This is a genomic window from Achromobacter mucicolens, assembly GCF_029866465.1.
Lineage (GTDB): Bacteria > Pseudomonadota > Gammaproteobacteria > Burkholderiales > Burkholderiaceae_B > Achromobacter > Achromobacter mucicolens.
The window spans coordinates 3,906,843-3,927,625 of the sequence record NZ_CP123364.1 but is presented as its reverse complement, the minus strand read 5'-3'; the positions used below and the strand labels follow the sequence as shown (position 1 = coordinate 3,927,625).

The 20,783-nt window shown below is 65.8% G+C and carries 21 protein-coding genes and 1 tRNA gene; 14 read left to right on the top strand and 8 right to left on the bottom strand.

The window, feature by feature from the left end; genetic code table 11:
• Nucleotides 1-71: 71 nt before the first annotated feature.
• The 3 genes from QEP15_RS17945 to pdxY are packed head-to-tail and all read left to right on the top strand — an operon-like array spanning nucleotide 72 to nucleotide 1,947.
• Nucleotides 72-626, top strand: coding sequence for a helix-turn-helix domain-containing protein (locus tag QEP15_RS17945; protein WP_056323110.1), 555 nt, complete (start codon nucleotides 72-74; stop codon nucleotides 624-626).
• A 50-nt stretch (nucleotides 627-676) separates the two neighbouring features.
• A complete protein-coding gene (locus QEP15_RS17940) occupies nucleotides 677-1,042 on the top strand; it encodes a cupin domain-containing protein (protein ID WP_280147813.1) in 366 nt (121 codons plus the stop codon).
• 41 nt (nucleotides 1,043-1,083) lie between these two features.
• Nucleotides 1,084-1,947, top strand: coding sequence for a pyridoxal kinase (gene pdxY, locus QEP15_RS17935; protein WP_280147812.1), 864 nt, complete (start codon nucleotides 1,084-1,086; stop codon nucleotides 1,945-1,947).
• Between the two features lie 33 nt (nucleotides 1,948-1,980).
• Here the strand turns inward: pdxY and cynS are convergent, their stop codons facing one another.
• From cynS to amaB, 8 genes are all read right to left on the bottom strand, one after another.
• A complete protein-coding gene (gene cynS, locus QEP15_RS17930) occupies nucleotides 1,981-2,424 on the bottom strand; it encodes a cyanase (protein ID WP_056324548.1) in 444 nt (147 codons plus the stop codon).
• A gap of 9 nt (nucleotides 2,425-2,433) precedes the next feature.
• Complete coding sequence (locus QEP15_RS17925; protein ID WP_063954410.1) at nucleotides 2,434-3,228, bottom strand: ABC transporter ATP-binding protein; 795 nt, start codon at nucleotides 3,226-3,228, stop codon at nucleotides 2,434-2,436.
• Nucleotides 3,229-3,233: 5 nt separating this feature from the next.
• Entirely contained in the window at nucleotides 3,234-4,076 is an 843-nt protein-coding gene (gene ntrB / locus QEP15_RS17920; protein ID WP_056323123.1) for a nitrate ABC transporter permease, read from the bottom strand.
• Nucleotides 4,076-5,437: a CmpA/NrtA family ABC transporter substrate-binding protein gene (locus QEP15_RS17915; protein ID WP_152385084.1), complete on the bottom strand. Its 1,362-nt coding sequence runs from the start codon at nucleotides 5,435-5,437 to the stop codon at nucleotides 4,076-4,078. The genes ntrB and QEP15_RS17915 overlap by 1 nt, the downstream gene beginning before the upstream one ends.
• Before the next feature lie 133 nt (nucleotides 5,438-5,570).
• Nucleotides 5,571-6,209, bottom strand: coding sequence for a response regulator (locus tag QEP15_RS17910; protein WP_062842204.1), 639 nt, complete (start codon nucleotides 6,207-6,209; stop codon nucleotides 5,571-5,573).
• Nucleotides 6,210-6,222: 13 nt separating this feature from the next.
• The gene (locus QEP15_RS17905; protein WP_056323130.1) at nucleotides 6,223-7,365 is read right to left on the bottom strand and encodes a sensor histidine kinase; all 1,143 of its coding nucleotides are present in this window, start codon (nucleotides 7,363-7,365) and stop codon (nucleotides 6,223-6,225) included.
• A 738-nt stretch (nucleotides 7,366-8,103) separates the two neighbouring features.
• The gene (locus QEP15_RS17900) at nucleotides 8,104-9,390 is read right to left on the bottom strand and encodes a phospholipase A (RefSeq protein ID WP_152385083.1); all 1,287 of its coding nucleotides are present in this window, start codon (nucleotides 9,388-9,390) and stop codon (nucleotides 8,104-8,106) included.
• Between the two features lie 202 nt (nucleotides 9,391-9,592).
• On the bottom strand, nucleotides 9,593-11,095 hold the full coding sequence (amaB, locus tag QEP15_RS17895; RefSeq protein WP_152385082.1) for an L-piperidine-6-carboxylate dehydrogenase: 1,503 nt from the start codon (nucleotides 11,093-11,095) through the stop codon (nucleotides 9,593-9,595).
• 145 nt (nucleotides 11,096-11,240) lie between these two features.
• On the opposite strand from amaB, the gene QEP15_RS17890 reads away from it, so the two are divergent.
• The 11 genes from QEP15_RS17890 (at nucleotide 11,241) to QEP15_RS17840 (ending at nucleotide 20,715) form a co-directional block, all read left to right on the top strand.
• Complete coding sequence (locus QEP15_RS17890) at nucleotides 11,241-11,990, top strand: amino acid ABC transporter ATP-binding protein (RefSeq protein ID WP_056323137.1); 750 nt, start codon at nucleotides 11,241-11,243, stop codon at nucleotides 11,988-11,990.
• A gap of 86 nt (nucleotides 11,991-12,076) precedes the next feature.
• Nucleotides 12,077-12,868 (top strand): ABC transporter substrate-binding protein, encoded by a 792-nt coding sequence (locus QEP15_RS17885; RefSeq protein ID WP_280147811.1) that lies wholly within the window; start codon nucleotides 12,077-12,079, stop codon nucleotides 12,866-12,868.
• Nucleotides 12,869-12,886: 18 nt separating this feature from the next.
• Nucleotides 12,887-13,579 carry an amino acid ABC transporter permease gene (locus QEP15_RS17880; RefSeq protein WP_056323141.1) on the top strand — a complete coding sequence of 231 codons (693 nt, stop codon included), beginning with the start codon at nucleotides 12,887-12,889 and terminating at the stop codon, nucleotides 13,577-13,579.
• A gap of 2 nt (nucleotides 13,580-13,581) precedes the next feature.
• Nucleotides 13,582-14,271 (top strand): amino acid ABC transporter permease, encoded by a 690-nt coding sequence (locus QEP15_RS17875; protein ID WP_056323142.1) that lies wholly within the window; start codon nucleotides 13,582-13,584, stop codon nucleotides 14,269-14,271.
• Nucleotides 14,272-14,280: 9 nt separating this feature from the next.
• Nucleotides 14,281-15,573 carry an NAD(P)/FAD-dependent oxidoreductase gene (locus tag QEP15_RS17870; protein WP_280147810.1) on the top strand — a complete coding sequence of 431 codons (1,293 nt, stop codon included), beginning with the start codon at nucleotides 14,281-14,283 and terminating at the stop codon, nucleotides 15,571-15,573.
• A gap of 57 nt (nucleotides 15,574-15,630) precedes the next feature.
• Nucleotides 15,631-16,215, top strand: coding sequence for a helix-turn-helix domain-containing protein (locus tag QEP15_RS17865; RefSeq protein WP_056323144.1), 585 nt, complete (start codon nucleotides 15,631-15,633; stop codon nucleotides 16,213-16,215).
• A gap of 120 nt (nucleotides 16,216-16,335) precedes the next feature.
• Nucleotides 16,336-16,412, top strand: a tRNA-Arg gene (locus QEP15_RS17860).
• Nucleotides 16,413-16,825: 413 nt separating this feature from the next.
• Nucleotides 16,826-17,587, top strand: coding sequence for an enoyl-CoA hydratase/isomerase family protein (locus QEP15_RS17855; RefSeq protein WP_062842195.1), 762 nt, complete (start codon nucleotides 16,826-16,828; stop codon nucleotides 17,585-17,587).
• The gene (locus QEP15_RS17850; RefSeq protein WP_280147809.1) at nucleotides 17,584-19,203 is read left to right on the top strand and encodes an AMP-binding protein; all 1,620 of its coding nucleotides are present in this window, start codon (nucleotides 17,584-17,586) and stop codon (nucleotides 19,201-19,203) included. The genes QEP15_RS17855 and QEP15_RS17850 overlap by 4 nt, the downstream gene beginning before the upstream one ends.
• Entirely contained in the window at nucleotides 19,200-20,135 is a 936-nt protein-coding gene (locus QEP15_RS17845; protein WP_175157202.1) for a hydroxymethylglutaryl-CoA lyase, read from the top strand. The genes QEP15_RS17850 and QEP15_RS17845 overlap by 4 nt, the downstream gene beginning before the upstream one ends.
• Before the next feature lie 52 nt (nucleotides 20,136-20,187).
• Nucleotides 20,188-20,715: a MarR family winged helix-turn-helix transcriptional regulator gene (locus QEP15_RS17840; protein WP_063954389.1), complete on the top strand. Its 528-nt coding sequence runs from the start codon at nucleotides 20,188-20,190 to the stop codon at nucleotides 20,713-20,715.
• Nucleotides 20,716-20,783: the final 68 nt, after the last annotated feature.

The window sequence follows — 20,783 nt, the reverse complement described above, 5'->3', positions numbered from 1 at the left end:
AGGGCGGGGCGGCTCGACGGCGGCGGGCTTTTGGGGCATTCTTGCCGGTTGTATTTGCGCCTTCCCCGCCCATGATCGACCTGCCGCACCGCCTTCGCACCCTGCGCCGCCAGCAAACCCTGTCCTTGGAACAGCTGGCGCAGCGCACGGGATTGACCAAAAGCTATCTCTCCAAGCTGGAGCGGGGCTTGAGCGAGCCGTCGATTTCCACCGTGCTGCGCCTGGCCGAGGCCTATGGCGTGGGCGTGTCCCAACTGGTCGGGGACGACGGCGCCGCGCAAGACGAAGTGGTCAGCGTGGTGCGCGTGGCTGACCGGGAGGCCCTGCAGCGGCGCGGCCTGGGCAGCGAGTACCATTACGAGTCGCTGGCGGGGCGGCGCAAGGTCAAGGCGATGGAGCCTTTCGTGGTGCATCCGCCGCGCGAATTTCCGGACGCCGCCGCGGTGTTTCCGCATCCGGGCGAGGAATTCCTGCTGGTGCTCAAGGGCGCCATCGAGGTCCACGTGGGCGAACGCCAGTTCCGCCTGGAAACCGGCGATTCCGTCTACTTCGACTCTGAATTGCCGCACCGCATGCGCACCGTCAGCCGGGCCATGGCCGAGGTGCTGGTGGTGGCGGCGCACTGAACGCCCGGGGCCGGCGCACTGACTCGCTATTGAAAGACACAGGATCAACCATGAAAAACGATCAATCGCGGCTTGTCCGCATCGATGCCGGCCCGATGAAGAACCCGGTGCCCGGCAAGCCGCGCCGCCCGATTTCGGGCGATGCCGCGTTTCGTACCGTGACTGCCTTTGAAGGCAACGCGGGCAAGGCCGAGGCCGGCGTGTGGGAAAGCACGGCGGGCTCGTTCCAGTCCAACACCACCGGCTACATCGAATTCGGCTATATCGTCGAAGGCGCCGCGCGTCTGGTGGACCCGGACGGCACGGTGCACGAGCTGACCGTGGGCGAAGCCTTTGTCATGCCCGAAGGCTACACGGGCCGCTGGGAAGTCGACCACTTCGTCAAGAAGATCTATTTCATCACCCGCATGAGCTGAGCCGCTCGTCTACACCCCGTCCACACCCCGGAGCAATCCTCATGACCGCAATTCCCGCTGCCCCCACGCCGGGCGCAGCGCTGCCCGCCCGCACCGCGCAGGTGGATGTCGTCTCGATCCAGTCCCAGGTCGTCTACGGCTATGTCGGCAACAACGCCGCCATGCCGGTGTTCCGCAAGGCGGGCCTGCGCGCGATTGCGCTGCCCACCGTCATCCTCAGCAATACGCCGCACTATCCCACGCTGCACGGCGGCGCGGTGCCGCTGGACTGGTTCGAGGGCTTGCTGCAAGGATTGGACGAGCGGCGCGTGAGCCAGGTGGCGCGCGCGGTGGTCTGCGGATATCTGGGGCAGCCGGGGCAGGCCGGATTGCTGGCGCGATGGCTGTCGGCCGTGCGGGCCTCGCGGCCCGAGCTGCGGGTGTTCATCGACCCGGTGATGGGCGATCGCAATGACGGACTCTACGTGGACGAGGGGCTGGTCGCGCAGTATCGCGATTTGCTAGTGCCGCTGGCCGAGGGCATGACGCCCAATCATTTCGAGCTGGAATTGCTGGTGGGCCGTGCGCTGTCGTCGGTCGATGATGTGGTGACCGCCGCCCGCGAGTTGATCGCGCGCGGGCCGCAGTGGATCGTCGCGACCAGCGCCGCGCCGATGACGGCGGCGCCCGGCACGTTGCAATTGGTGGTGCTCACGCGGGACGACGTCACGGTGGTGACCCACCCCGAGATCGCCATTCCGCCGTCGGTGCATGGCACGGGCGACGTGTTCATGGCGGGCGTGTCGTCGCGATTGCTGAACGGCGTGACGCTGGTTCAGGCGGTACGCGAAGCGGCGGCCCAGGTCACGGTGACGCTGCAGCGCACCCGCGAACTGGGCTGGGAAGAACTGGCCGCCGAGGGCTAACCGCAGGCGGGGCCCGCCCCGCCTGGCGCGCCTTCAGTACGTCTTGTACGGCAGGAACTTGCCGCTCATCACGATCTGCACGCGGTCGCCCTTGGGGTCGGCCTCGCGCGACAGATCCATCTTGAAGTCGATGGCGCTCATGATGCCGTCGCCAAACTCTTCGTTGATCAGCGCCTTGAACGTGGTGCCGTAGACGTTGATCAGTTCATAGAAGCGGTAGATCAGCGGATCGGTGGGCACGGTGCTGGGCAGCGAGCCCTTGTAGGGCACGACCTGCAGTTGCACGACGGCGTCAGCGGGCAGGTCCAGCACGCGGGCGGCGGCCTGCGCCTGTTCCTCGGTCATGGTCATCTGGCCTAGCAGCGCAGCGGTGGTCCATTCCTTGCTCTGACCGACGGCTTCGGCGATGGCGCCCCACGAGAGCTTTTTTTCCAGCTTGCGGGTGACGACGAGTTCAGTGACTTCAGCGCGGGACATCATGGTGGTTCACTCCTTGTGGATGGCCTTGTCGACCAGGAAGTCGACGAGATGGTTTCGGATGTCGTAATAGCGGGGTTCGTGATGCAGGCTGGCGCGCGTGCGGTCGCGCGGCAGGTCCACGGTGACGGATTCGGCGATGCGGGCGTAGGGCCCCGCGCTCATGAGCAGGATGCGGTCCGACAGCAGGATGGCCTCGTCGACATCGTGCGTGATCATGAAGACGGTCTGGCGGGTTTCCTGGACGATGGCGCGCAGCTCGTCCTGGATGGCGCCGCGGGTCAGCGCGTCCAGCGCGCCAAAGGGCTCGTCCAGCAGCAGCATCTTGGGCTGGATCGCAAAGGCGCGGGCGATGCCCACGCGCTGCTTCATGCCGCCGGACAGTTCGCAGGGCTTCTTGCCGGCGGCGTGGCCCAGCCCGACCATGTCGAGGTAACGCTGGCTGTGCGCGCGCACCTGTTCGCGGCTGTAGGCCGGCCAGCGCGAACGCACGCCGAATTCCACGTTTTGCAGCGCCGTCAGCCACGGCAAGAGCGCGTGCGCCTGAAAGACGACGCCGCGTTCCAGCGACGGCCCCGAAATCTGGCGGCCGTCCATGATGACGATGCCTTCGTTGCTGTCGTCGATGCCGGCCAGCACGTTCAGGATGGTGGTCTTGCCGCAGCCGGAGTGGCCGATGACGCAGACGAACTGGCCCTTGTCGATCTGGAAATCGATGTTCTCGAAAACGGGTGGCTGCGGGCGGCCATCGCGCCCCGGGTAGCGCTTGCCCAGCCCTTGGACCTGCAGGAAAGATTGGCTCATGCGCGTTACTCCCGATAGCTCACCAGCCGCGCGGCACGCGCCAGCAGGTTGTCCAGCAGCATGCCGATCAGGCCAATGAAGACGATGGCGCAGATGATGTTGGAGATGGACAGGTTGTTCCATTCATTCCAGACGAAGTAGCCGATGCCCGTGCCGCCGATCAGCATTTCGGCGGCGACGATCACCAGCCACGCGATGCCGACCGAGATGCGCATGCCGGTCATGATGGTGGGCGCGGCGGCGGGCAGGATGACCTGCAGCGCGGTGCGCAGCCGCGACACCTCAAGCGTGCGCGCCACGTTCAGCCAGTCCTGCCGCACGGCGCCCACGCCGAACGCGGTGTTCACCAGCATGGGCCACAACGAGCAGATGAAGATCACGAAGACGGCGGAAGTGTTGGCGTCCTTGATGGTGTAGAGCGCCAGCGGCATCCACGCCAAGGGCGAGATCGGCTTGAGCACCTGGATGAAGGGATCGAACGCGCGATACACCGTGCGCGACATGCCGATCAAAAATCCAAGCGGGATGGCCACCAGCGCGGCCAGGCCGAAGCCCGTCAGCACCCGCGCCACGGAGTAGCCGAGCTGGATGCCGATGCCCTTGTCGTTTGGGCCGCGGTCGTAGAAGGGATCCTTCAGGTGCTGCCACAGCTGCGCGCCAACTTCGGCGGGACCGGGGAACGGCGTCTTGGACCCGCTGGCCGCGGCATTGCCGACCAGCGCGGCGTAGGCCGGGTCCACCGTCGCCTCGCCCGCATCGGGGCGGGTGGCGGCGTGCCAGAGCAGCAGGAACGCCAGGAACAGGGCGATGGACAGGAACGTGGCCCGCCAGTGTTGCACCGACCCCATCAGGTCCTCCGGATCTTGAAGCTGGCGAGGTAAGCCTCGGGCTGGCTGGGGTCAAACGGCTTGCCCATGACGCTGAAGGTCTTGGCGGTTTCGGCGGGCGGGGTGAGGCCCGCTTCGCGCATCAGGCGAACGGCGTCGGTCGCCAGGAAGACGTCGCTTGCGACCTTCTGATAGTCGATATCGCCCTTGACCTGGCCCCAGCGCTTCATCTGCGTCAGGATCCACACGGCAAACGACTGCCAGGGCATGGGGTCGAAGTCGATGCGGTTGGGATCAGTGAGCACCTTGCCCAGGCCGTCGGCGTAGGTGCCGGTCAGCACCTGCTCGACCACCGTGACGGGCTGGTTCAGGTAGTTGGGCGCGGCGATGGCGGTGGCGATTTCCTTGCGGTTGGCCGGATTGCGGGCATAGGCGGTGGCCTCGATGATGGCTTTCAGCAGGGCCTGATAGGTGTTGGGCATGGTGGTGACGAACTCCTTGCTGGCGGAGAACGCGCAGCAGGGGTGGCCGTCCCAGATGGCCTTGGACAAGGTGTGGATGAAGCCCACGCCGTCGTACACGGCGCGCTGGTTGACGGGATCGGGCGCCAGGAATCCGTCGATGTTGTCGGCGCGCAGGTTGGCCACCATTTCGGGCGGCGGCACGGAGCGGATCTGCACGTCGGTGTCGGGATCCAGGCCGTGTTCGGCCAGGTAGTAGCGCAACAGATAGTTGTGCATGGAGTAGTCGAAGGGGACGGCGAACTTGAAGCCCTTCCAGTCCTTCGGGTCGCGGCGGTCCTTGTGCTTCATGGACAGCGTGATGGCCTGGCCGTTGATGTTCTCGACGGCGGGCATGGTCCACGGCACGGCGCGGCTGGCGCCCACGCCCATCGAGATGGCGAGCGGCATGGGCGACAGCATGTGGGCGGCGTCATACTCGCCGGACATGGCCTTGTCGCGGATGAGCGCCCAGCCGGCGGTCTTGACGACTTCGACGTCCAGCCCCTGTTTGCCGTAAAAGCCCATGGGGTGCGCCATGATGATGGGCGTGGCGCAGGTGATGGGGATGAAGCCGACCTTGAGCTTCTGTTTTTCCAGCGGGCCGGCGGTCTGCGCGAAGGCTTCCTTGGCGGCGGCCAGCGGAAAGATCGACGCGATGGCGGCCATGGCGGTGCCGCTGCCGACGGCACGCAGGAAGCGGCGGCGCAGCGCATCCTGCGGGAACAGGGCGCGCATGACGGCCTGTTCGACGGCGCTGCCGGCGGCGTCGCCCTGCGAGATGGCCTGCGTGGCGCGCTCGTGTTCGGCCTGCGAGGCGTGGCGTCCGCAGCCGCATGCCAGGCGGCTGTTGGCGTCAAACGGGTTGCTGAAAAGGGACATGGTGGCTCCTTCGGTCGGGAATGGAGCCATCATGGGGCTGGCCGGCGGCGGCCGGTATCGCCGGTTCAACGATACGCGTGTAGGGGGCTTACTACGTGGTGCGCGGGTTGCGCCGGGATAGTGCGGCAGGCGCTCAGATCGCACCCAACTGGTGCGTGTTGGCGTAGGCGACCAATTCCACCAGCGTGCGGACGTTGAGCTTTTCGAAGATGCGGCTGCGATAGGTGGAGATGGTGTTGACGGACAGGGCAAGCTGTTCGCCGATGGCCGAGACGGAGCGGCCGGCCACCAGCAGCTGCAAAACCTGGAATTCGCGGTTGGACAGCAATTCGTGGGGCGGGCGGGAGCTGTCCTGGCGCACGGTGTGGGCGAGCAGTTCGGCGACGGTGGGCGTGACGTACATCTTGCCGGCGGCGGCGTTGGTCAGGGCGGCCAGCAGTTCTTCGGGCTCGCAGCCCTTATTCAGATACGCATGGGCGCCGGCGCGCAGGGCGCGGACGGCGAACTGGGATTCGGGGTAGACGGAGAGCATGACGACGCCCAATCCCGGATGATCGGCGCGCACGCTTTTCAGTACATCCAGCCCGTCGCGCTCGCCAAGGGCGACGTCCAGGACGATGGCGTCGTAGTGGGCCTGGCGCAGGGCGCGCAGGGCGGCGGGGCCGTCGGCGGCTTCGTGGACAAGGGCGACGCGCGGATCTTCTTCCAGGATGCGGGCGAGGCCGCGGCGGATGATGAGGTGGTCGTCGACGATAAGCAGGTTCAGGGGCATGGCGCGGTTTCCTTCAAGCAGCCAGCGGGTTCAGGCGCAGGCGGGCGCGCATGCCGGCGCCGGGGGCGCTGTCCAGTGCAAGATCGCCGCCAATGGCGCGGGCACGCTCGCGCATGCCAAGGATGCCGAAGGTGTGGCGGTCTTCGGGCAGTTGCATGCCGACGCCGTCGTCTTCGACGGTGAGCACAAGGCCGTCGGCGCCACAGACGGCGCTGACGCTGACGCTGCGGGCGCGAGCATGCCGCTGCACGTTGGTGAGCAGTTCCTGGACGATGCGGTAGATGGCGATTTCGGCGTTGCGGTCCAGGCGCAGGCTTTCGGTGTCGGGCGGGCAAAGGTAGCGGCACTGCAGGCCGCTGCGGGTCTGCAGGTCCTGCAGCAGGGCTTCAAGGGCGGCCCAGAGGCCAAGGTGGTCGAGGACGACGGGGCGCAGGTCGTTGAGGATGCGGCGGGTGGCGCCCATGGCGGTCTGGGTGACTTCGAGCATGCGGTCAAGGTGCGCCTGGAGGTCGGGCGCGGCGCTGAGCTGGCGGCGCAGCCAGTTCAGGTCGAGCTGCAGGGCGGTGAATGAGGCGCCCAGATCGTCATGGATGTTGCGGGCGATGTGGGCGCGTTCCTCTTCGCGCAGGGTGCTCAGGTGCGAGGACAGGCGGCGCAGGGATTCGTGGGCGGCGCTGAGTTCGGCGGTGCGTTCGCCGACGCGGCGTTCTAGCAACGCTTGGGTGCTTTGGAGTTCGCGCTCGATCTGTTTGCGGGCGGTGATGTCTGAGAAAGTGACGACGGCGCCGACGACTTCCTGGTCGTTGCGGATGGGGTATGAGGCGTACTGAGCGTCAAAGCAGGTACCGTCGCGGCGCCAGAGCACTTCGTCGTCGGCGCGTTCGCCGCGGCCGTCGCGGAAGGCTTTGAAGATGCGGCAGTCGTGGACGGGCATCAGGGTGCGGTTGGCGTGGGAGTGATGGATGAGGTAGTGCATGTTGCGGCCTACCAGTTCATCGGGGGTGTAGCCGAGCATGTCGGCGCCGGCGCTGTTGATGAAGATGCAGCGGCCGCGCAGGTCGATGCCGTAGATGCCTTCGCCGGCGGATTCGAGCAGCATTTCAAGCTGGCGGCGCCAGGCGGCGTGGTGCGAGAGGTGCTTAAGGTCGGCGAACATGAATGGCTTTGCTTGTGCTTTATCTGTCCGGGGCTAGCGGCCCGGATCCCCTTGGTGCGCGGTGTTTTTGGGTGCGCTTTGGGGCGGAGTTTACGGGACGGGGTTGGAGTTTCGGGGGGATTGAGGGAAATCCCTTTGTTGGATTCTTTGTTGGTTTCTTTGGTGGTTTCTTTCGGTGGTTGTTTCGGTGGTTGTTTCGGTGTTCTTGCGGCGGCTGGGGCGGGTTTGGTGCGGGTTCTTGAGACGCCCTGCACGGCGGCGGCCTGGGTGCGCGGGGCTACGATTGCGGTCCGGAGCCTTCGCTCCGGACTTCCCCGTCGTCATCGTCGTTGTCGCCTTCGGCGACTGCCTTCCGATTCCCTCGGGCGCATCTACACGCCCCGCGCACCCAGGCCGCCGCCGCGCCGGGCTGCGTCGTAAAAGGTCGGGCGGCCGTTGGGGAGGGTGGCTTGCTTGACCTTTTTCTACAGGTCTGTTCGGGTTCGGAAGATCTTGCGGGGCTGCCAGATGTCGGCCGCGCTGGCGGCCTTATCTGGCGTTCGGGTGTCTTGCGTCGGCGTTCTATACCAAGGTGTCTGACACCCGTTGAATTGCCGTCACGGGCTGACGCCCCTCTCTCCCGGGTGTCTGACACCGTCCCGCCAATAGAGGTAGCCCCCCCAATCGCGCGCGCAAAGCAAATCGCCGGCATTTCAAGCCGGCGATTTTCATTCAACGATTCCGTGCCGCGTTAAGGCCTTACGGAATCAGCGACAGGCCCACGCGGAACTGGCTTTCGTTGCGCTGGTTGTAGCCAAGCAGCGTTTCGCCGTAGCCGTTGAAGTACTGCAGGTGCAGGTAGCCGTTCCAGTTCAGGAACGTGCGTTGCAGCGGCCAGGCGAAGTCCAGTTGGGTGGTGCGGCGGCGTTGGTCGCCCTGGCGGTACATGGCGGTGACGACCGCGCCGTTGTCCTGGGCCCAGCGCAGTTGCCAGTCGACGTGGCCGGCGTAGGCGGAGTAGTCGCTGTTTTCGTTGGCGACGGCGAAGTAGGCCTTGACCTTGGGGGCGAAGGTGAGGGTGCTGCCGCCGTCGAAGCGGTAGTGGAAGCGCGGTTCGATGTAGCCGTCGTTCAGGGAGCGCGAGTCGTCGCCGTCCTTGCCGTTGGAGGCATGTTCGACGCCGACGTTCATGCCGATGCGCCAGTTCTGGTTGTCGGATTTCCAGACGTCGTCGGAGAGCCAGAAGACGCTGGGGTTGAAGGTGGTGTCGATGAAGGGCTTGGAGTCGCTTTCCAGGTCCCAGAGCGAGGTCTGGGTGTAGCCCAGGTAGAAGTCGTCGTGCCAGGTGTCTGCGCTGCCGCGCGGGCTGATGAGGCGGTATTTGGCGCTGATCTGGAAGCGGGCGGTGGTCAGGCCCCGGGTGCCGACGGCGAAGTAGACGGGTTTGTAGGCCGAAAAGGCGCTGCGGAATTTGTCGAAGGCGGCCTGTTCGACGGTCTGTTCGACGGCGGCGGCGGGGGCGGGGCCGGCTTCGGGCGAGGCGCCTGCCGCGGCGACGGCGGCGGGCGGGACGGGCTGGCCGCTGCGGGCGTCGACGACGGGGGTTTGGGCGGGCGTGGTGGCCAGGGTGCCGCTATCGCGGCCGGTGGCGTCCAGCGCCATCATGGACGGTTGGCCTTCGATGGAGACGGCTTGCAGGCCGCGCGCGGTGGCGGGCACTTCGGCGGTCCAGGACATGCGGGCGAAGTTGTTGACGGGCACGCTGTAGTTGTCGCGGCCGCTTTTCAGTTTGGCCAGGCTGCGCACGATCTGGCCGTTGGGGCTGCGCCACTGGAGGACGAGTTCAGGCGGGGCCTGCCAGTCCACGCGCGAGCCCCCTTCGTTGAAGAACACGGCCTCGATGGTGACGGTTTCGCCGGGCGCCGCAGAGGGGCGGTCCAGCCGGTAAGACACGCCTGCCGCGGCGGAGCCGGCCGCGCTCAGGGCCAGGATGGCGGCGGCGAGGCGGGTAGTGGGAGAGCGATGAAAGGGACGGCTGGAGGTCATTGAGGACGTGTATGGTTTTTGTGATGAGGCAATGTAGCACCGTCCCCGGCAACAGTTTGTAAGTCAGGCTAATTGGTTGTATGGGCTGTAAGCAATGCGAAAACCCCGCGCATTGTCGACAATGCGCGGGGCTTGGAGAAAGGTGTTGGGCGAAGGCGCTGCGCGGCGGATCCGGCAGGCCTTGCGGCAGGGTGATCGGCGGTTATTCGCCGAATTTGATGCCTTGGGCCAGCGGCAGGTTGCGCGAGTAGTTGATGGTGTTGGTGGCGCGGCGCATGTAGTTGCGCCAGGCGTCTGAACCGGACTCGCGGCCGCCGCCGGTTTCCTTTTCGCCGCCGAAGGCGCCGCCGATTTCGGCGCCGGAGGTGCCGATGTTGACGTTGGCGATGCCGCAGTCGGAGCCGGCGGCCGACAGGAAGGTTTCGGCTTCGCGCAGGTCGTTGGTGAAGATGGCGGACGACAGGCCTTGCGGCACGCCGTTCTGCATGGCGAGCGCGTCGTTGAAGTCCTTGTAGCGCATCACGTAGAGGATGGGGGCGAAGGTTTCGTGGCAGACGACGTCGGTCTGGCCGGGCATTTCGGCGATGGCGGGGCGCACGTACCAGGCGTCAGGGTATTGGTCGGCCAGCACGCGTTCACCGCCGGTGACCTTGCCGCCTTGTTCGCGTGCGGCGGTCAGGGCTGCCTGCATGGCGTCGAAGGAGGCGCGGTCGATCAGGGGGCCGACCAGGTTGCCGCTGTCGAGGGGGTTGCCGATGGGGGCGCTGGCATAGGCCTTGTGCAGGCGCTGGACCAGTTCGTCGGCGATGCTTTCGTGAACGATGAGGCGGCGGGTGGTGGTGCAGCGCTGGCCAGCGGTGCCGATGGCGCCGAAGACGATGCCGCGCGCGGCCATGTCCAGGTCGGCGGTGGGGCCGACGATGATGGCGTTGTTGCCGCCCAGTTCCAGCAGGACGCGGCCGAAGCGCTGCGCGACGCGCGGTCCGACCTGGCGGCCCATGCGGGTGGAGCCGGTGGCGGACACCAGGGCCACGGTGTGCGAGTCGACCAAGGTCTCGCCGACTTCGCGGCCGCCGATCAGGACTTCGGACAGGCCGGCGGGGGCGTCGCCAAAGCGTTGCACGGCTTGCGCGAAGAGGGCCTGGCAGGCGAGGGCCGTGAGCGGCGTCTTTTCCGACGGCTTCCAGACGACGGCGTTGCCGCAAACCATCGCCAGCGCGGCGTTCCAGGACCAGACGGCGACGGGGAAGTTGAAGGCGCTGATGACGCCGACGACACCGAGCGGATGCCACGTTTCCATCATGCGGTGGCCGGGACGCTCGGACGCGATGGTCAGGCCGTAGAGCTGGCGCGACAGGCCGACGGCGAAGTCGCAGATGTCGATCATTTCCTGCACTTCGCCTTCGCCTTCGGCAACGATCTTGCCGGCTTCCAGGCTGACCAGGCGGCCGAGCTCCTGCTTGTGCTGGCGCAGGGTCTCACCGAACAGGCGGATCAGCTCGCCGCGGCGGGGGGCGGGGACGTCGCGCCATGCCAGGCTGGCTTGGCGGGCGCGGGTGATGGCGGCGTGGGCCTGGGCCACCGTGTGCTCATGCACCTGCGCCAGCTCGGCGCCGTCGATCGGGCTGCGGGCGATCAGGGTGCCGCCGGTGAGCGCATTGGAATTGAGTCCGAGATTGCGCAGGATGTCTTGAGGAGTGTCCATGCCGGTTCCTTCGATGCCTTGCGAAGTCAGCGTCTTCGCTTAAGGGTTATGCCTAAGTGGCGATTCTGGAAAAAAATTTACTATACGAAACTATGACGTGAAATGCGAAATATTTTTGAGGTGCACTGCACCTGAAGGTGAATTCGTGGCCGAACCCTTGCTCGTAGTTCAGGCAGTCAGAAAGACCTATCAGCGCGACGGGCATCCCCCGCATCTGGCGCTGGATGGCATCGATTGCCAGCTCGAACGCGGCGAGGTGATGGTGGTGGTGGGGCCGTCCGGCTCGGGCAAGAGCACCTTGCTGCGCACCTTGAACGGCCTGGAAAGCATCGACAGCGGCAGCATCCGCGTGAACGGCGTGTCGCTCACGGACCCGGCCACGGACGTCAACCGCTGGCGCACCGACGTGGGCATGGTGTTCCAGCACTTCAACCTGTTCCAGCACCGTACTGCGCTCGACAACGTGGCGCTACCCCAGCGCGTCGTGCGCGGGCGCAGCCGCGCCGATGCCGAGCGCTACGCCCGCGAGCTGCTGGGCCGCGTCGGCATGGCGGAATTTGGCGATCGCTATCCCAGCCAGCTGTCCGGGGGCCAGCAGCAGCGTGTGGCCATTGCACGCGCGCTGGCGATGGACCCGCAACTGATGCTGTTCGACGAAGCCACGTCGGCGCTCGATCCCGAGACGGTGGGCGGCATTCTTGAATTGATGCGCGCACTGGCGCGCGACGGCATGACGATGGCGGTTGTGACGCACGAAATGGGGTTTGCCCGCGACGTGGGCGACCGCGCGCTCTTCATGGATGCCGGCCGCATCGTGGAGATGGGCACGCCCGACGAAGTGTTCGGCCACCCCAAAGAGGCGCGCACCCGCGCTTTCCTGGAAAAGATTCTGTAGTCCCGCCGGTCCGGCTTATCCGGGCGCTGCCGGCGCGATGTGCCTTGCCCGGAACGATATGGGTCCAATCACCAAAGGGGTTAGAAATGCTGAAGATCAAACAATGGCTGGGCGTGGCCAGCGTCGCCCTGGCGGCCGCCACCGTGGCCCTGCCGGCACAGGCGGACGAACTTTCCGACATCATCAAGCGCGGCGAACTGCGCGTGGCGGTGCAGACATCCGGGCCGCTCATGAGCTTCATGGACAAGTCGGGCAAGCGCACGGGGCTGGCAGTGGAAGTGGCCAAGCGCATGGCGGACGACCTGGGCGTGAAGCTGGTGCTGCAGGATTATGAATGGAAGGGCCTGTTGCCCGCGCTGCTGTCGGGCAAGGCCGACATGGTGGCCGCGGACATGACACCCACGCCGCAGCGCGCCGCGCAGGTGCTGTTCTCGCTGCCCATGTTCTACGCCGACACCGTCGCCGTGGTGCCCAAGGATTCCCCGTACAAGAACTTTGCCGAACTGAACAAGTCCGGCGTCACCGTCGGCGCGCTGGGCGCCAGCACCTATGCCGAAGTCGGCAAGAAGATGCTGCCCTCGGCCACGCTGAAGGAGTTCTCGGGCGGCAGCGCTCCGGTCGGCCAGGCGCTGTCCAGCGGCCGGCTGGACGCGGGGATCATGTCGCTGTCCACCGCCAACCAGTTCCTCGTGGACTTCGGCAACCTGCGCGTGCTGGAAGGCGTCATGGTGCGCGAGCCGCTGGCGTTCGCCGTCGGCCCCAACGCCTTCCATCTGAAGTTCTGGCTGGACAACTGGCAGACGCTGAAGACCGCCGACAACTCGCTGCCGGAGCTTGTGCAGTACTGGTACTCGACCGATTGGAAGAAAGACCACTGATCGGAGACGGGACCGCCCATGGACTGGCTGATCGATTTCTATAACTGGCGCATCGTCAGCCAGTACACGGGCCAATTCGCCGAAGGCCTGGCCAATACGCTGATCGCGGCGGGCGCAAGCCTGGTGCTGTCGGTGCTGGCCGGGGTGCCGCTGGCGCTTGCCCATATGTCGTCGCGCGGCGCGGTGTGGCGCCCGGTGGCGGCCTATGTGCAATTCGTGCGCTCCACGCCGCTGCTCGTGCAGATCTACCTGGTCTATTACGCGGTGCCGTACCTGGTGCCCGGCGCCAAGGGCTGGAGCGAGATGGTGCTGGGCATCATCGCCATGACCGTGCACCACGCGGCCTACATGAGCGAAATCATCCGCGTCGGCATCGAGTCCGTGCCGCGCGGCCAGATCGAAGGGGCCAAGGCCTGCGGCATGAACTACCACCAGCGTCTGCGTTATGTGGTGCTGCCGCAAGCCTTCGCCAATACGTTGCCGCCGCTGCTGGGCCAGACCGCCGTGCTGATCAAGGACACCTCGCTGCTGTCGCTGATCACGGTGTTTGAACTGGTGGCCGCCGGCGTGCAGATGAACAGCGAACGCATCGTGCCCAACGAAGCCTTCCTGACCATCGCCGCAGGCTATCTGCTGATCTACTGCGTCATGCTGCTGCTGTCCAAGGGCGTAAGCCTGTGGCTGGCCGGCCCGGCCTGGAACGCGAGGTAACCATGCTGGAATCCTATCTTTCCACCGCCGGCGTCGTCCTGCCCTTTCTGCTCAAGGGTTTTTGGGAGACGCTGAAGATCTCCTTCGTGGCCATCATCGCGGGGTCGCTGCTGGGCTTTGTCATCGGCGTGATCCGCAGCTACCGCATTCGCGGCGTGCATCAGATCCTGGGTCTCTACATCCACATCCTGCGCGGCACGCCATTCCTGGTGCAGCTCTACATTTTCTACTTCGTGCTGCCCAGCTCCGGCATTGAGATGCTGCACTGGGATTCCGGCACGGCGGCCTTCGTGGCGCTGTCGGTCTACACGTCCTGCTACGTGGCGGAAATTGTCATGGGCGCCATCCAGGCCGTGCCGCGCGGCCAGACCGAGGGCGCGATGACGCTGGGACTGCGACCGCTGCAGATCCTGTGGCTGGTCATCCTGCCGCAGGCCATGCGCCTGATCGTGCAGCCCATGAGCGGCGTCTACGTCATGCTGATCAAAAGCACCGCCATCCTTTCGGTCGTCGGCATCACCGAGCTGACCCGCCAGGGCGAAGTCTTCATCATCACCTTCCCGGCGAAATCCCTGTTCATCTACGGCATGATCGCCGCCATCTACTTCATCTACTGCTACCCGCTCCTGCGCCTGGCCAACTGGCTGGAAAAGCGCCTGACCGGGGGCCTGCAAGGCGCGGGCCTGCACTGAGCGGACACCATGGTCTCCGAGTACATCGACACGTATTACAAGCGCACGCTCGCCGACAGCGAAACCTACTATCGGCCGCTGGCGGGCGCGGCCAGCGCCGACGTCTGCGTGATCGGCGCGGGCCTGGCAGGCCTGTCCACCGCGCTGGAACTGGCCCGGCGCGGCCGCAACGTCACCTTGCTGGAGGCGCGGCGCATTGCCTGGGGGGCGTCGGGCCGCAACGGCGGCTCGGTGTCGCCGGCCTTTTCGGCCGGCGCCGATGCCATCCGCAAGCACGTCGACGAAGACCACTACCGCCAGCTTTACCGGCTGTCGATGGAAGGCGTCGAGATCATCCGCAACAACATCCGCGATCTGCGTATCGCCGACGCCCACAAGGTGGACGGTCGCCTGCGCGTCGTGCGCTACGAGGCGACCGACGCGCTGCGCCGGTGGTGCGACAGCCAGCAGCGCGACTTCGGGCGCGACGTGCGGCTGCTGTCGCGCAGCGAAGTCCGGGAGCGTCTCGTGTCCGATGTCTATTTCCAGGGCATCGAAGACCCGTCGTCCTTTCACTTCCACCCGCTGAACTACGCCCGCGCGCTGGCCCGCGAGTGCGTCCGGCTGGGCGTGCGCATCCATGAAGACTCGCCGGTCGTGCACGCCACGCTCGACGGCGCGGTCAAGCACCTGAAGACCGAACAAGGGCAGATCGACGCCGCCACTGTCGTGCTGGCCACCGGCGGCTACACCGGCGACGTCGTGCCCGCCTTGCGGCGCGCCATGCTGCCCATCGCCACCTACATCATGCTGACCGAACCGCTCGGCGACCGCGTCCGCGGAGCCATCCGCAGCACCGCCGCCATCGGCGACGACCGGCGCGCCGGCAACTATTACCGCGTCCTCGATGGCGGCCGCATCGGCTGGGGCAGTAGAATCACCACCCGTGTCGACGACCCGCCCGATCTGGCCGAGTCCCTGCGCCGCGAATTGCTTGGCGTCTACCCGCAATTACAGGGGGTGCGCGTTGAGGCGGCGTGGTCGGGACGCATGGCTTACGCGCGGCACCTGATGCCGCAGATCGGGCTGCTGGGCCCGGGCGTCTGGTACTGCACGGCGTTCGGCGGCCACGGCATGAACACCACCTCCATAGGCGGACGCGTCGTGGCCGAGGGGATCACCGGCGACTCGCAGCGCTACAAGCTCTTCGAACCGTTCGGGTTGGCCTGGAATGGCGGGAGCCTGGGCACGGCGGCGGTTCAACTGACTTATTGGTCTTACCAGGCGCGCGATTGGTGGCGTGAACGTCAATCGCGGGGCTGATTATTGCGGGCCTGATTGTTCAGGCCCGACTACTGCGGGCATGACAGGGTGTAGAGAATGCAAGGCAACAAACAGAGCGCATTGGCACAACGGCTGCGAGCCTTGCGCCAGGCGCGCGCGTGGACCCTGAAGCAGGCGGCCGAGGCCACCGGCGTGTCCGCGTCGACCCTGTCAAAGATCGAGAACAGCCTGCTGTCCCCCACCTATGACAACCTGATCAAGATCGCCGCGGGCCTGGACCTGGACGTCGCCGAACTCTTCACCGCGTCCGACGCCCACATGGGCACCGGCCGCCGCAGCCTCAGCCGCCAGGGCGAAGGCCGCCAATACGAAACCCCGTATTACGACCACCGCCTGCTGTGCACCGCGTTGTCCCACAAGCGCATGATGCCGTTCCACACGCGCGTCAAGGCCCGCTCCTTCGACGAGTTTCAGGACTGGAGCCGCCATGGGGGAGAGGAATTTGTCTATGTGCTGGAGGGAGAGGTGCAGCTCTATACCGAGTTCTACGAACCCGCGCGGTTGAAGGCGGGGGAGAGCTTCTATATAGACAGCCGCATGGGGCACCGGGTGATCAGCCTGAGCCCGGAGGATGCGATCGTGCTGTGGGTGTCCACGCATACGGACATTGGCGAGGAGTAGGGGGGCGCCTAGCCAGGGGGGGGCCCTCGGCTAGAGGCGACCGGCTTAGGGGCGACGAACTTTTTTCCGCAACAGGGTAAAATGCGCGGCCCGGACAGGTTCCGGGCGTCTTCACACCGCGCGGCAGTAGCTCAGCTGGATAGAGCACGGGCCTTCTAAGCCTGAGGTCGGGGGTTCGAGCCCCTCCTGCCGCGCCAGAATAGCCCAATCAAATCAGCCGATTGGGTGCTGTAAGTCGTAAACGAGGCAATCATCAGAATAATCGCGCCTCTGACGACGCCGCTATCCCGGACCGGGGCTCGGCCATCGAGCCGACAGACTCCCGCTTTCATCTCTCGACAGATAACGTGAAGTGACCTTCCCGCGCCGGGCATGCCTGTTCAAGGGGCGTGCGCGCGCCCTGGCTATTGCTCAGACACGTTTGATCTCCGCCCCGACCCCCGCGAACGATTCGACTCACCCCGTCCCCCTCTATCGATGCCTCAGTGACAGCCCAACCCAACACGGCCTCCTCACAAAAATATAGTGGATTAAATCAACTAATGGGCCTATAGTCGCTCCGTGGCCGCGGCTTCTTGCGGTGACAGCAACCGAACGATCAGGAGCAGGCATGACCCGGACTTATCACACGATTCTGTTTGACGTGCAGGACCATGTCGCCACGGTGACGTTGAACCGGCCCGAGAGTCGTAACGCGCTCAGTTCGCAGATGTGCGCGGAGCTTGTGCATGTCATGGAGGCGATCGCTGCCGACCCCGGCGTGCATGTGGCGCTGATCATGGGCAACGGCCCGGCGTTTTGCGCGGGCGCTGACCTTAAAGAGCGCAAGACCATGAACAGCCAGGAGATGACGGCGCGGCGTGTGCAGGGTTTTGCCGCCTATGCCGCCATTGAGCGGCTGCCGCAGCCTGTGGTGGCCGTGGTCCACGGCCCGGCGTTTGGTTCGGGTTGCGAGATCGCGGGCGCTTGTGACTTTGTGTTGGCCTCCAGCGAGGCCGTGTTCTGCTACCCCGAAGTGGGTTGGGGAACGGTGGGCGCGACGCAGCGTCTGCCGCGTATTGCCGGCCCTCGCAAGGCCAAAGAGCTGTTGTTTACCGGCCGCCGTTTCGACGCCGCCGAGGCGCGCGAGATCGGGCTGGTCAACCATGTGTATGCGCCCGATGCGCTGCGTCAGGAAGCGCTGGCGATGGCGGCGGCCATGGCCCGGGCCCAGCCGCTGACGATGCGCCTGACCAAACGCAGCATCGACCAGGGCCTTGCCACGACGCGCGAAGGCGCGATGGCCATCGAACTGCTGGCGATCGAGGAAAACCTGCGCGGCACGGATTGGCAAGGCGCCATCGCCGGCTTTGGCAAGGAGCCGCAGGCATGAAGACGATGACGCTGGCGGCCGTATTGGCGCAGACGGTGGCGGCGCGAGGCCGGCAAGAGGCCTTTGTCGCCCCGGGCGAACGTTTCAGCTGGGATGAACTGGCCGCCGGGGCGCGGCTGCGCGCGCAGGCGCTGTATGCGGCCGGTGTGCGCCGGGGCGACCATGTCGGCATCTTTCTCGGCAATGGCGGCGACTGGCTGCAGCTGTTTTACGCGTGCGCCCTGATAGGCGCGGTGACGGTGCCGGTCAATACCCGGTTCAAGACGGAAGAGCTGGCGTTCTGCCTGCAACAGGCAGACGTCAAGCTGCTGCTGACCGCCGATACGTTTCTGGGCATCGACTTCCTGGATCTGCTGCAAACGGTGGAGCCCGCTCTGGCTGAAAGCCTGCCAGGCGCGGTGCTGCCGAGGCTGGAGAAAGTGGTGGTGCTGGGCGATCGCGGGCTGCCGGGCACGACCGCCTGGGCAGACTTCATCAAAGGCGCAACCCGGGCCGATGCCGCCGGCTTTGATGCCGCCATGCGAGCCGTCAGCAGCGACGATGTGCTGCTGATTCAATACACGTCGGGCACGACGTCCTTTCCGAAGGGCGTCATGCTCACCCATGCCAATATGCTGGGCAACGCGGCGGCAGTGGCGCAGCGCATGGGCGTGCAGCCGGAAGATCGCTATTTCAGTATCCGCCCGTACTTCCACGTGGCCGGCACCACGCTGTCCATTCTGGTGAGTCTGGTGACGGGATGCTGCCTGCTGACCTTGCCGCGTTTTGAAGTGGGCGACGCCTTGCGCATGCTGGACGAGGAGCGTTGCACGCTGACGTCCGGCAACGACACCATCTTCCTGATGCTGATGGGGCACCCGGATTTTGACCGGCAGCGGATCCATTTGCGAGGCGGTTGGGCCGCGGCTGGTCCCGAGGTGATGCAGAAGATCCGCGATGTCATGGGCGTGCCCTCGGTGTGCAATGCCTATGGGCAATCAGAAGCGTCGCCCAATATCGTCATGTCGGCCTGGGATGATGCTTTTTCGCTGCGCGCGCAGGGCTGGGCCTTGCCGCATCCCGGCATGGAAATCCGTCTGGTCGATCCGGCCACCGGCGCGGTGGTGGCGCCTGGCGGGCAAGGCGAGATCCAGGCGCGTGGCTGGAGCGTGATGAAGGGCTATTACAAGATGCCCGAGGCAACCGCTCGCGCACTGAGCGCGGATGGTTGGCTTAGCACCGGCGACCTGGGAGAAATGGATGCCGAGGGCCGCTTGCGCATGGTGGGACGCTTGAAGGACATGTTCCGGGTCGGGGGCGAAAACGTGGCGCCCGCCGAGGTTGAAGAGGTGCTGCACGGTCATCCGGCCGTGCGCATGGCGCAGGTGGTGGGCGTGCCCGACGCGCGGCTGGGCGAAGTGCCGGCCGCCTTTGTGCTGCTACGTGAAGACCAGCAGGCCGAGACCGCCGAGCTCATCGCCTGGTGCAAAAGCCGTTGCGCCAATTTCAAGGTGCCGCGCTATTTGGAAATCGTCGATACCTTTGAGAACATCGGCATGACCGGGAGCTCCAAGGTGCAGAAGAACAAGTTGCGCGCCCACGCGGTCAGCCTGTTCGGCTTGGGAGAAAAGTTATGACCCGCGATGTGGTGCTATGCGAGTGTTTTGCCCGCGATGGCCTGCAGCATGAGCCGGATTTCATTGCGACAGGCGTCAAGACCGAACTGGTCGACGCATTTGCGGCGCTGGGCTTTGAGCGGGTGGAGGCAACCTCGTATTCCAATCCGAAGGTGGTGCCGCAGTTTGCCGACGCCAGCGAGATGCTGGCCGCGCTGCCGCGGCGGGACGGCGTCTGGTACAAGGCGACCTGCGCCAATGAGCGCGCCGTGCAGCGGGCGCTGGCCGATCTGGAGCAGGGGCAGGGCGCCAACGAGATCAGCTTGCTGGTGTCGGCCAGCGAGTCGCATTCCGAGCGCAACCTGAAGCGCAGCCGTGCGGATCAGTGGGACAACATCGCCGGCATGGCCGCGCTGGCCAGTGGCCAATTTCGCATGATCGGCACGATCTCGGTGGCGTTCGGATGCCCCTTCGAGGGTGCGGTCTCGGCCGATAGCGTGCTGCGCGACGCCGAGCGTTATGCCGCGCTGGGGGTGAACATCGTCACGCTGGGCGACACCACCGGCATGGCCACGCCGCAAGCCGTGCGCCAGTTGTATGGCGCCCTGCAACGCGAATTCCCGCAACTCACGCTGGTGGCGCATTTTCATGACACCCGCGCAACCGGCCTGGTGAATTATGTGGCGGCGTTGGACGCCGGCGTACGCTGGTTCGATTGCGCCGTGGGCGGCGTGGGCGGCCATCCGGCCAAGGTGAAGTATGGCGGGGGCCATACCGGCAATGTGGCAACCGAAGACCTGGTCAATCTGTTTGAATCCATGGGGGTGCGCACGGGTCTGGACCTGGACGCACTGGCTGTCGTGTCACAGCGTTGCCGCGCGGTGCTGGGGCGCGACCTGCACAGCCGCGTCGCCGACAGCGGCTTCAATCCGCTGATCCGCGCCGGCGCTTGAGCGGCGTTTGTATATCATGCCCTCGTCACCGCAACCGCTCCAAGAGAACTCCATGGCAACTCGAAGCAAGCTTTCCTCGGGCCGTACCGCGCCCGCCGCGCTCAAGGAGCTGTTTTCCTATCGCTTGAACCGGCTGGCCTATGTGTCCAGCCGCATTGCGGCGGGCCTGAACGAAAGCCGCTATGGCGTGGGCCCGCGTGAGTGGCGGATCCTGGCCTTGCTGGGCGCCGCGCCCAATATGTCGTTGAACGCACTGGCTCGGGAAGCCAACATCGACAAAAGCCAGGCGAGCCGCACGGTGTCCGACCTGATCGAGCGCGGCCTGATCGAGCGCTGCGCGGATGCCCAGGATGCGCGCGGCGTCAACCTGGACCTGACGCGCGCCGGGAAGAAGCTCTATCAAGAGATGTTTCCCGCTGCCGTTGAGCGTAACGAGGAGATGCTGGCCGTGCTGAGCGAAGATGAGCGCGAGGTGCTGGAGCGTGCCCTGGAAAAGATGACGACGCACATGCTGGACATGCTCAATGACTTGAAGGCCGAAGTGCCGGCCCGCCGCGGCCGCGGCGTCCAGCCGCGCTGAGACGATTGCCTGTCCAAGACAGGCTTTCTTTTATTCATAAAGTTGATTAAATCAATTAAATAGAGGCA

What these genes read in the sequence shown, in the direction of transcription:
- QEP15_RS17850 (WP_280147809.1), top strand. Translation starts at nt 17,584, where the DNA reads ATGAAGACGATGACGCTGGCGGCCGTATTGGCGCAGACGGTGGCGGCG.
- QEP15_RS17940 (WP_280147813.1), top strand. Translation starts at nt 677, where the DNA reads ATGAAAAACGATCAATCGCGGCTTGTCCGCATCGATGCCGGCCCGATG.
- QEP15_RS17865 (WP_056323144.1), top strand. Translation starts at nt 15,631, where the DNA reads ATGCAAGGCAACAAACAGAGCGCATTGGCACAACGGCTGCGAGCCTTG.
- QEP15_RS17840 (WP_063954389.1), top strand. Translation starts at nt 20,188, where the DNA reads ATGGCAACTCGAAGCAAGCTTTCCTCGGGCCGTACCGCGCCCGCCGCG.
- QEP15_RS17855 (WP_062842195.1), top strand. Translation starts at nt 16,826, where the DNA reads ATGACCCGGACTTATCACACGATTCTGTTTGACGTGCAGGACCATGTC.
- QEP15_RS17925 (WP_063954410.1), bottom strand. Translation starts at nt 3,228, where the DNA reads ATGAGCCAATCTTTCCTGCAGGTCCAAGGGCTGGGCAAGCGCTACCCG.
- pdxY (WP_280147812.1), top strand. Translation starts at nt 1,084, where the DNA reads ATGACCGCAATTCCCGCTGCCCCCACGCCGGGCGCAGCGCTGCCCGCC.
- QEP15_RS17870 (WP_280147810.1), top strand. Translation starts at nt 14,281, where the DNA reads ATGGTCTCCGAGTACATCGACACGTATTACAAGCGCACGCTCGCCGAC.
- QEP15_RS17945 (WP_056323110.1), top strand. Translation starts at nt 72, where the DNA reads ATGATCGACCTGCCGCACCGCCTTCGCACCCTGCGCCGCCAGCAAACC.
- QEP15_RS17845 (WP_175157202.1), top strand. Translation starts at nt 19,200, where the DNA reads ATGACCCGCGATGTGGTGCTATGCGAGTGTTTTGCCCGCGATGGCCTG.
- QEP15_RS17915 (WP_152385084.1), bottom strand. Translation starts at nt 5,437, where the DNA reads ATGTCCCTTTTCAGCAACCCGTTTGACGCCAACAGCCGCCTGGCATGC.
- ntrB (WP_056323123.1), bottom strand. Translation starts at nt 4,076, where the DNA reads ATGGGGTCGGTGCAACACTGGCGGGCCACGTTCCTGTCCATCGCCCTG.
- QEP15_RS17885 (WP_280147811.1), top strand. Translation starts at nt 12,077, where the DNA reads ATGCTGAAGATCAAACAATGGCTGGGCGTGGCCAGCGTCGCCCTGGCG.
- QEP15_RS17875 (WP_056323142.1), top strand. Translation starts at nt 13,582, where the DNA reads ATGCTGGAATCCTATCTTTCCACCGCCGGCGTCGTCCTGCCCTTTCTG.
- QEP15_RS17900 (WP_152385083.1), bottom strand. Translation starts at nt 9,390, where the DNA reads ATGACCTCCAGCCGTCCCTTTCATCGCTCTCCCACTACCCGCCTCGCC.
- cynS (WP_056324548.1), bottom strand. Translation starts at nt 2,424, where the DNA reads ATGTCCCGCGCTGAAGTCACTGAACTCGTCGTCACCCGCAAGCTGGAA.
- QEP15_RS17905 (WP_056323130.1), bottom strand. Translation starts at nt 7,365, where the DNA reads ATGTTCGCCGACCTTAAGCACCTCTCGCACCACGCCGCCTGGCGCCGC.
- QEP15_RS17910 (WP_062842204.1), bottom strand. Translation starts at nt 6,209, where the DNA reads ATGCCCCTGAACCTGCTTATCGTCGACGACCACCTCATCATCCGCCGC.
- amaB (WP_152385082.1), bottom strand. Translation starts at nt 11,095, where the DNA reads ATGGACACTCCTCAAGACATCCTGCGCAATCTCGGACTCAATTCCAAT.
- QEP15_RS17880 (WP_056323141.1), top strand. Translation starts at nt 12,887, where the DNA reads ATGGACTGGCTGATCGATTTCTATAACTGGCGCATCGTCAGCCAGTAC.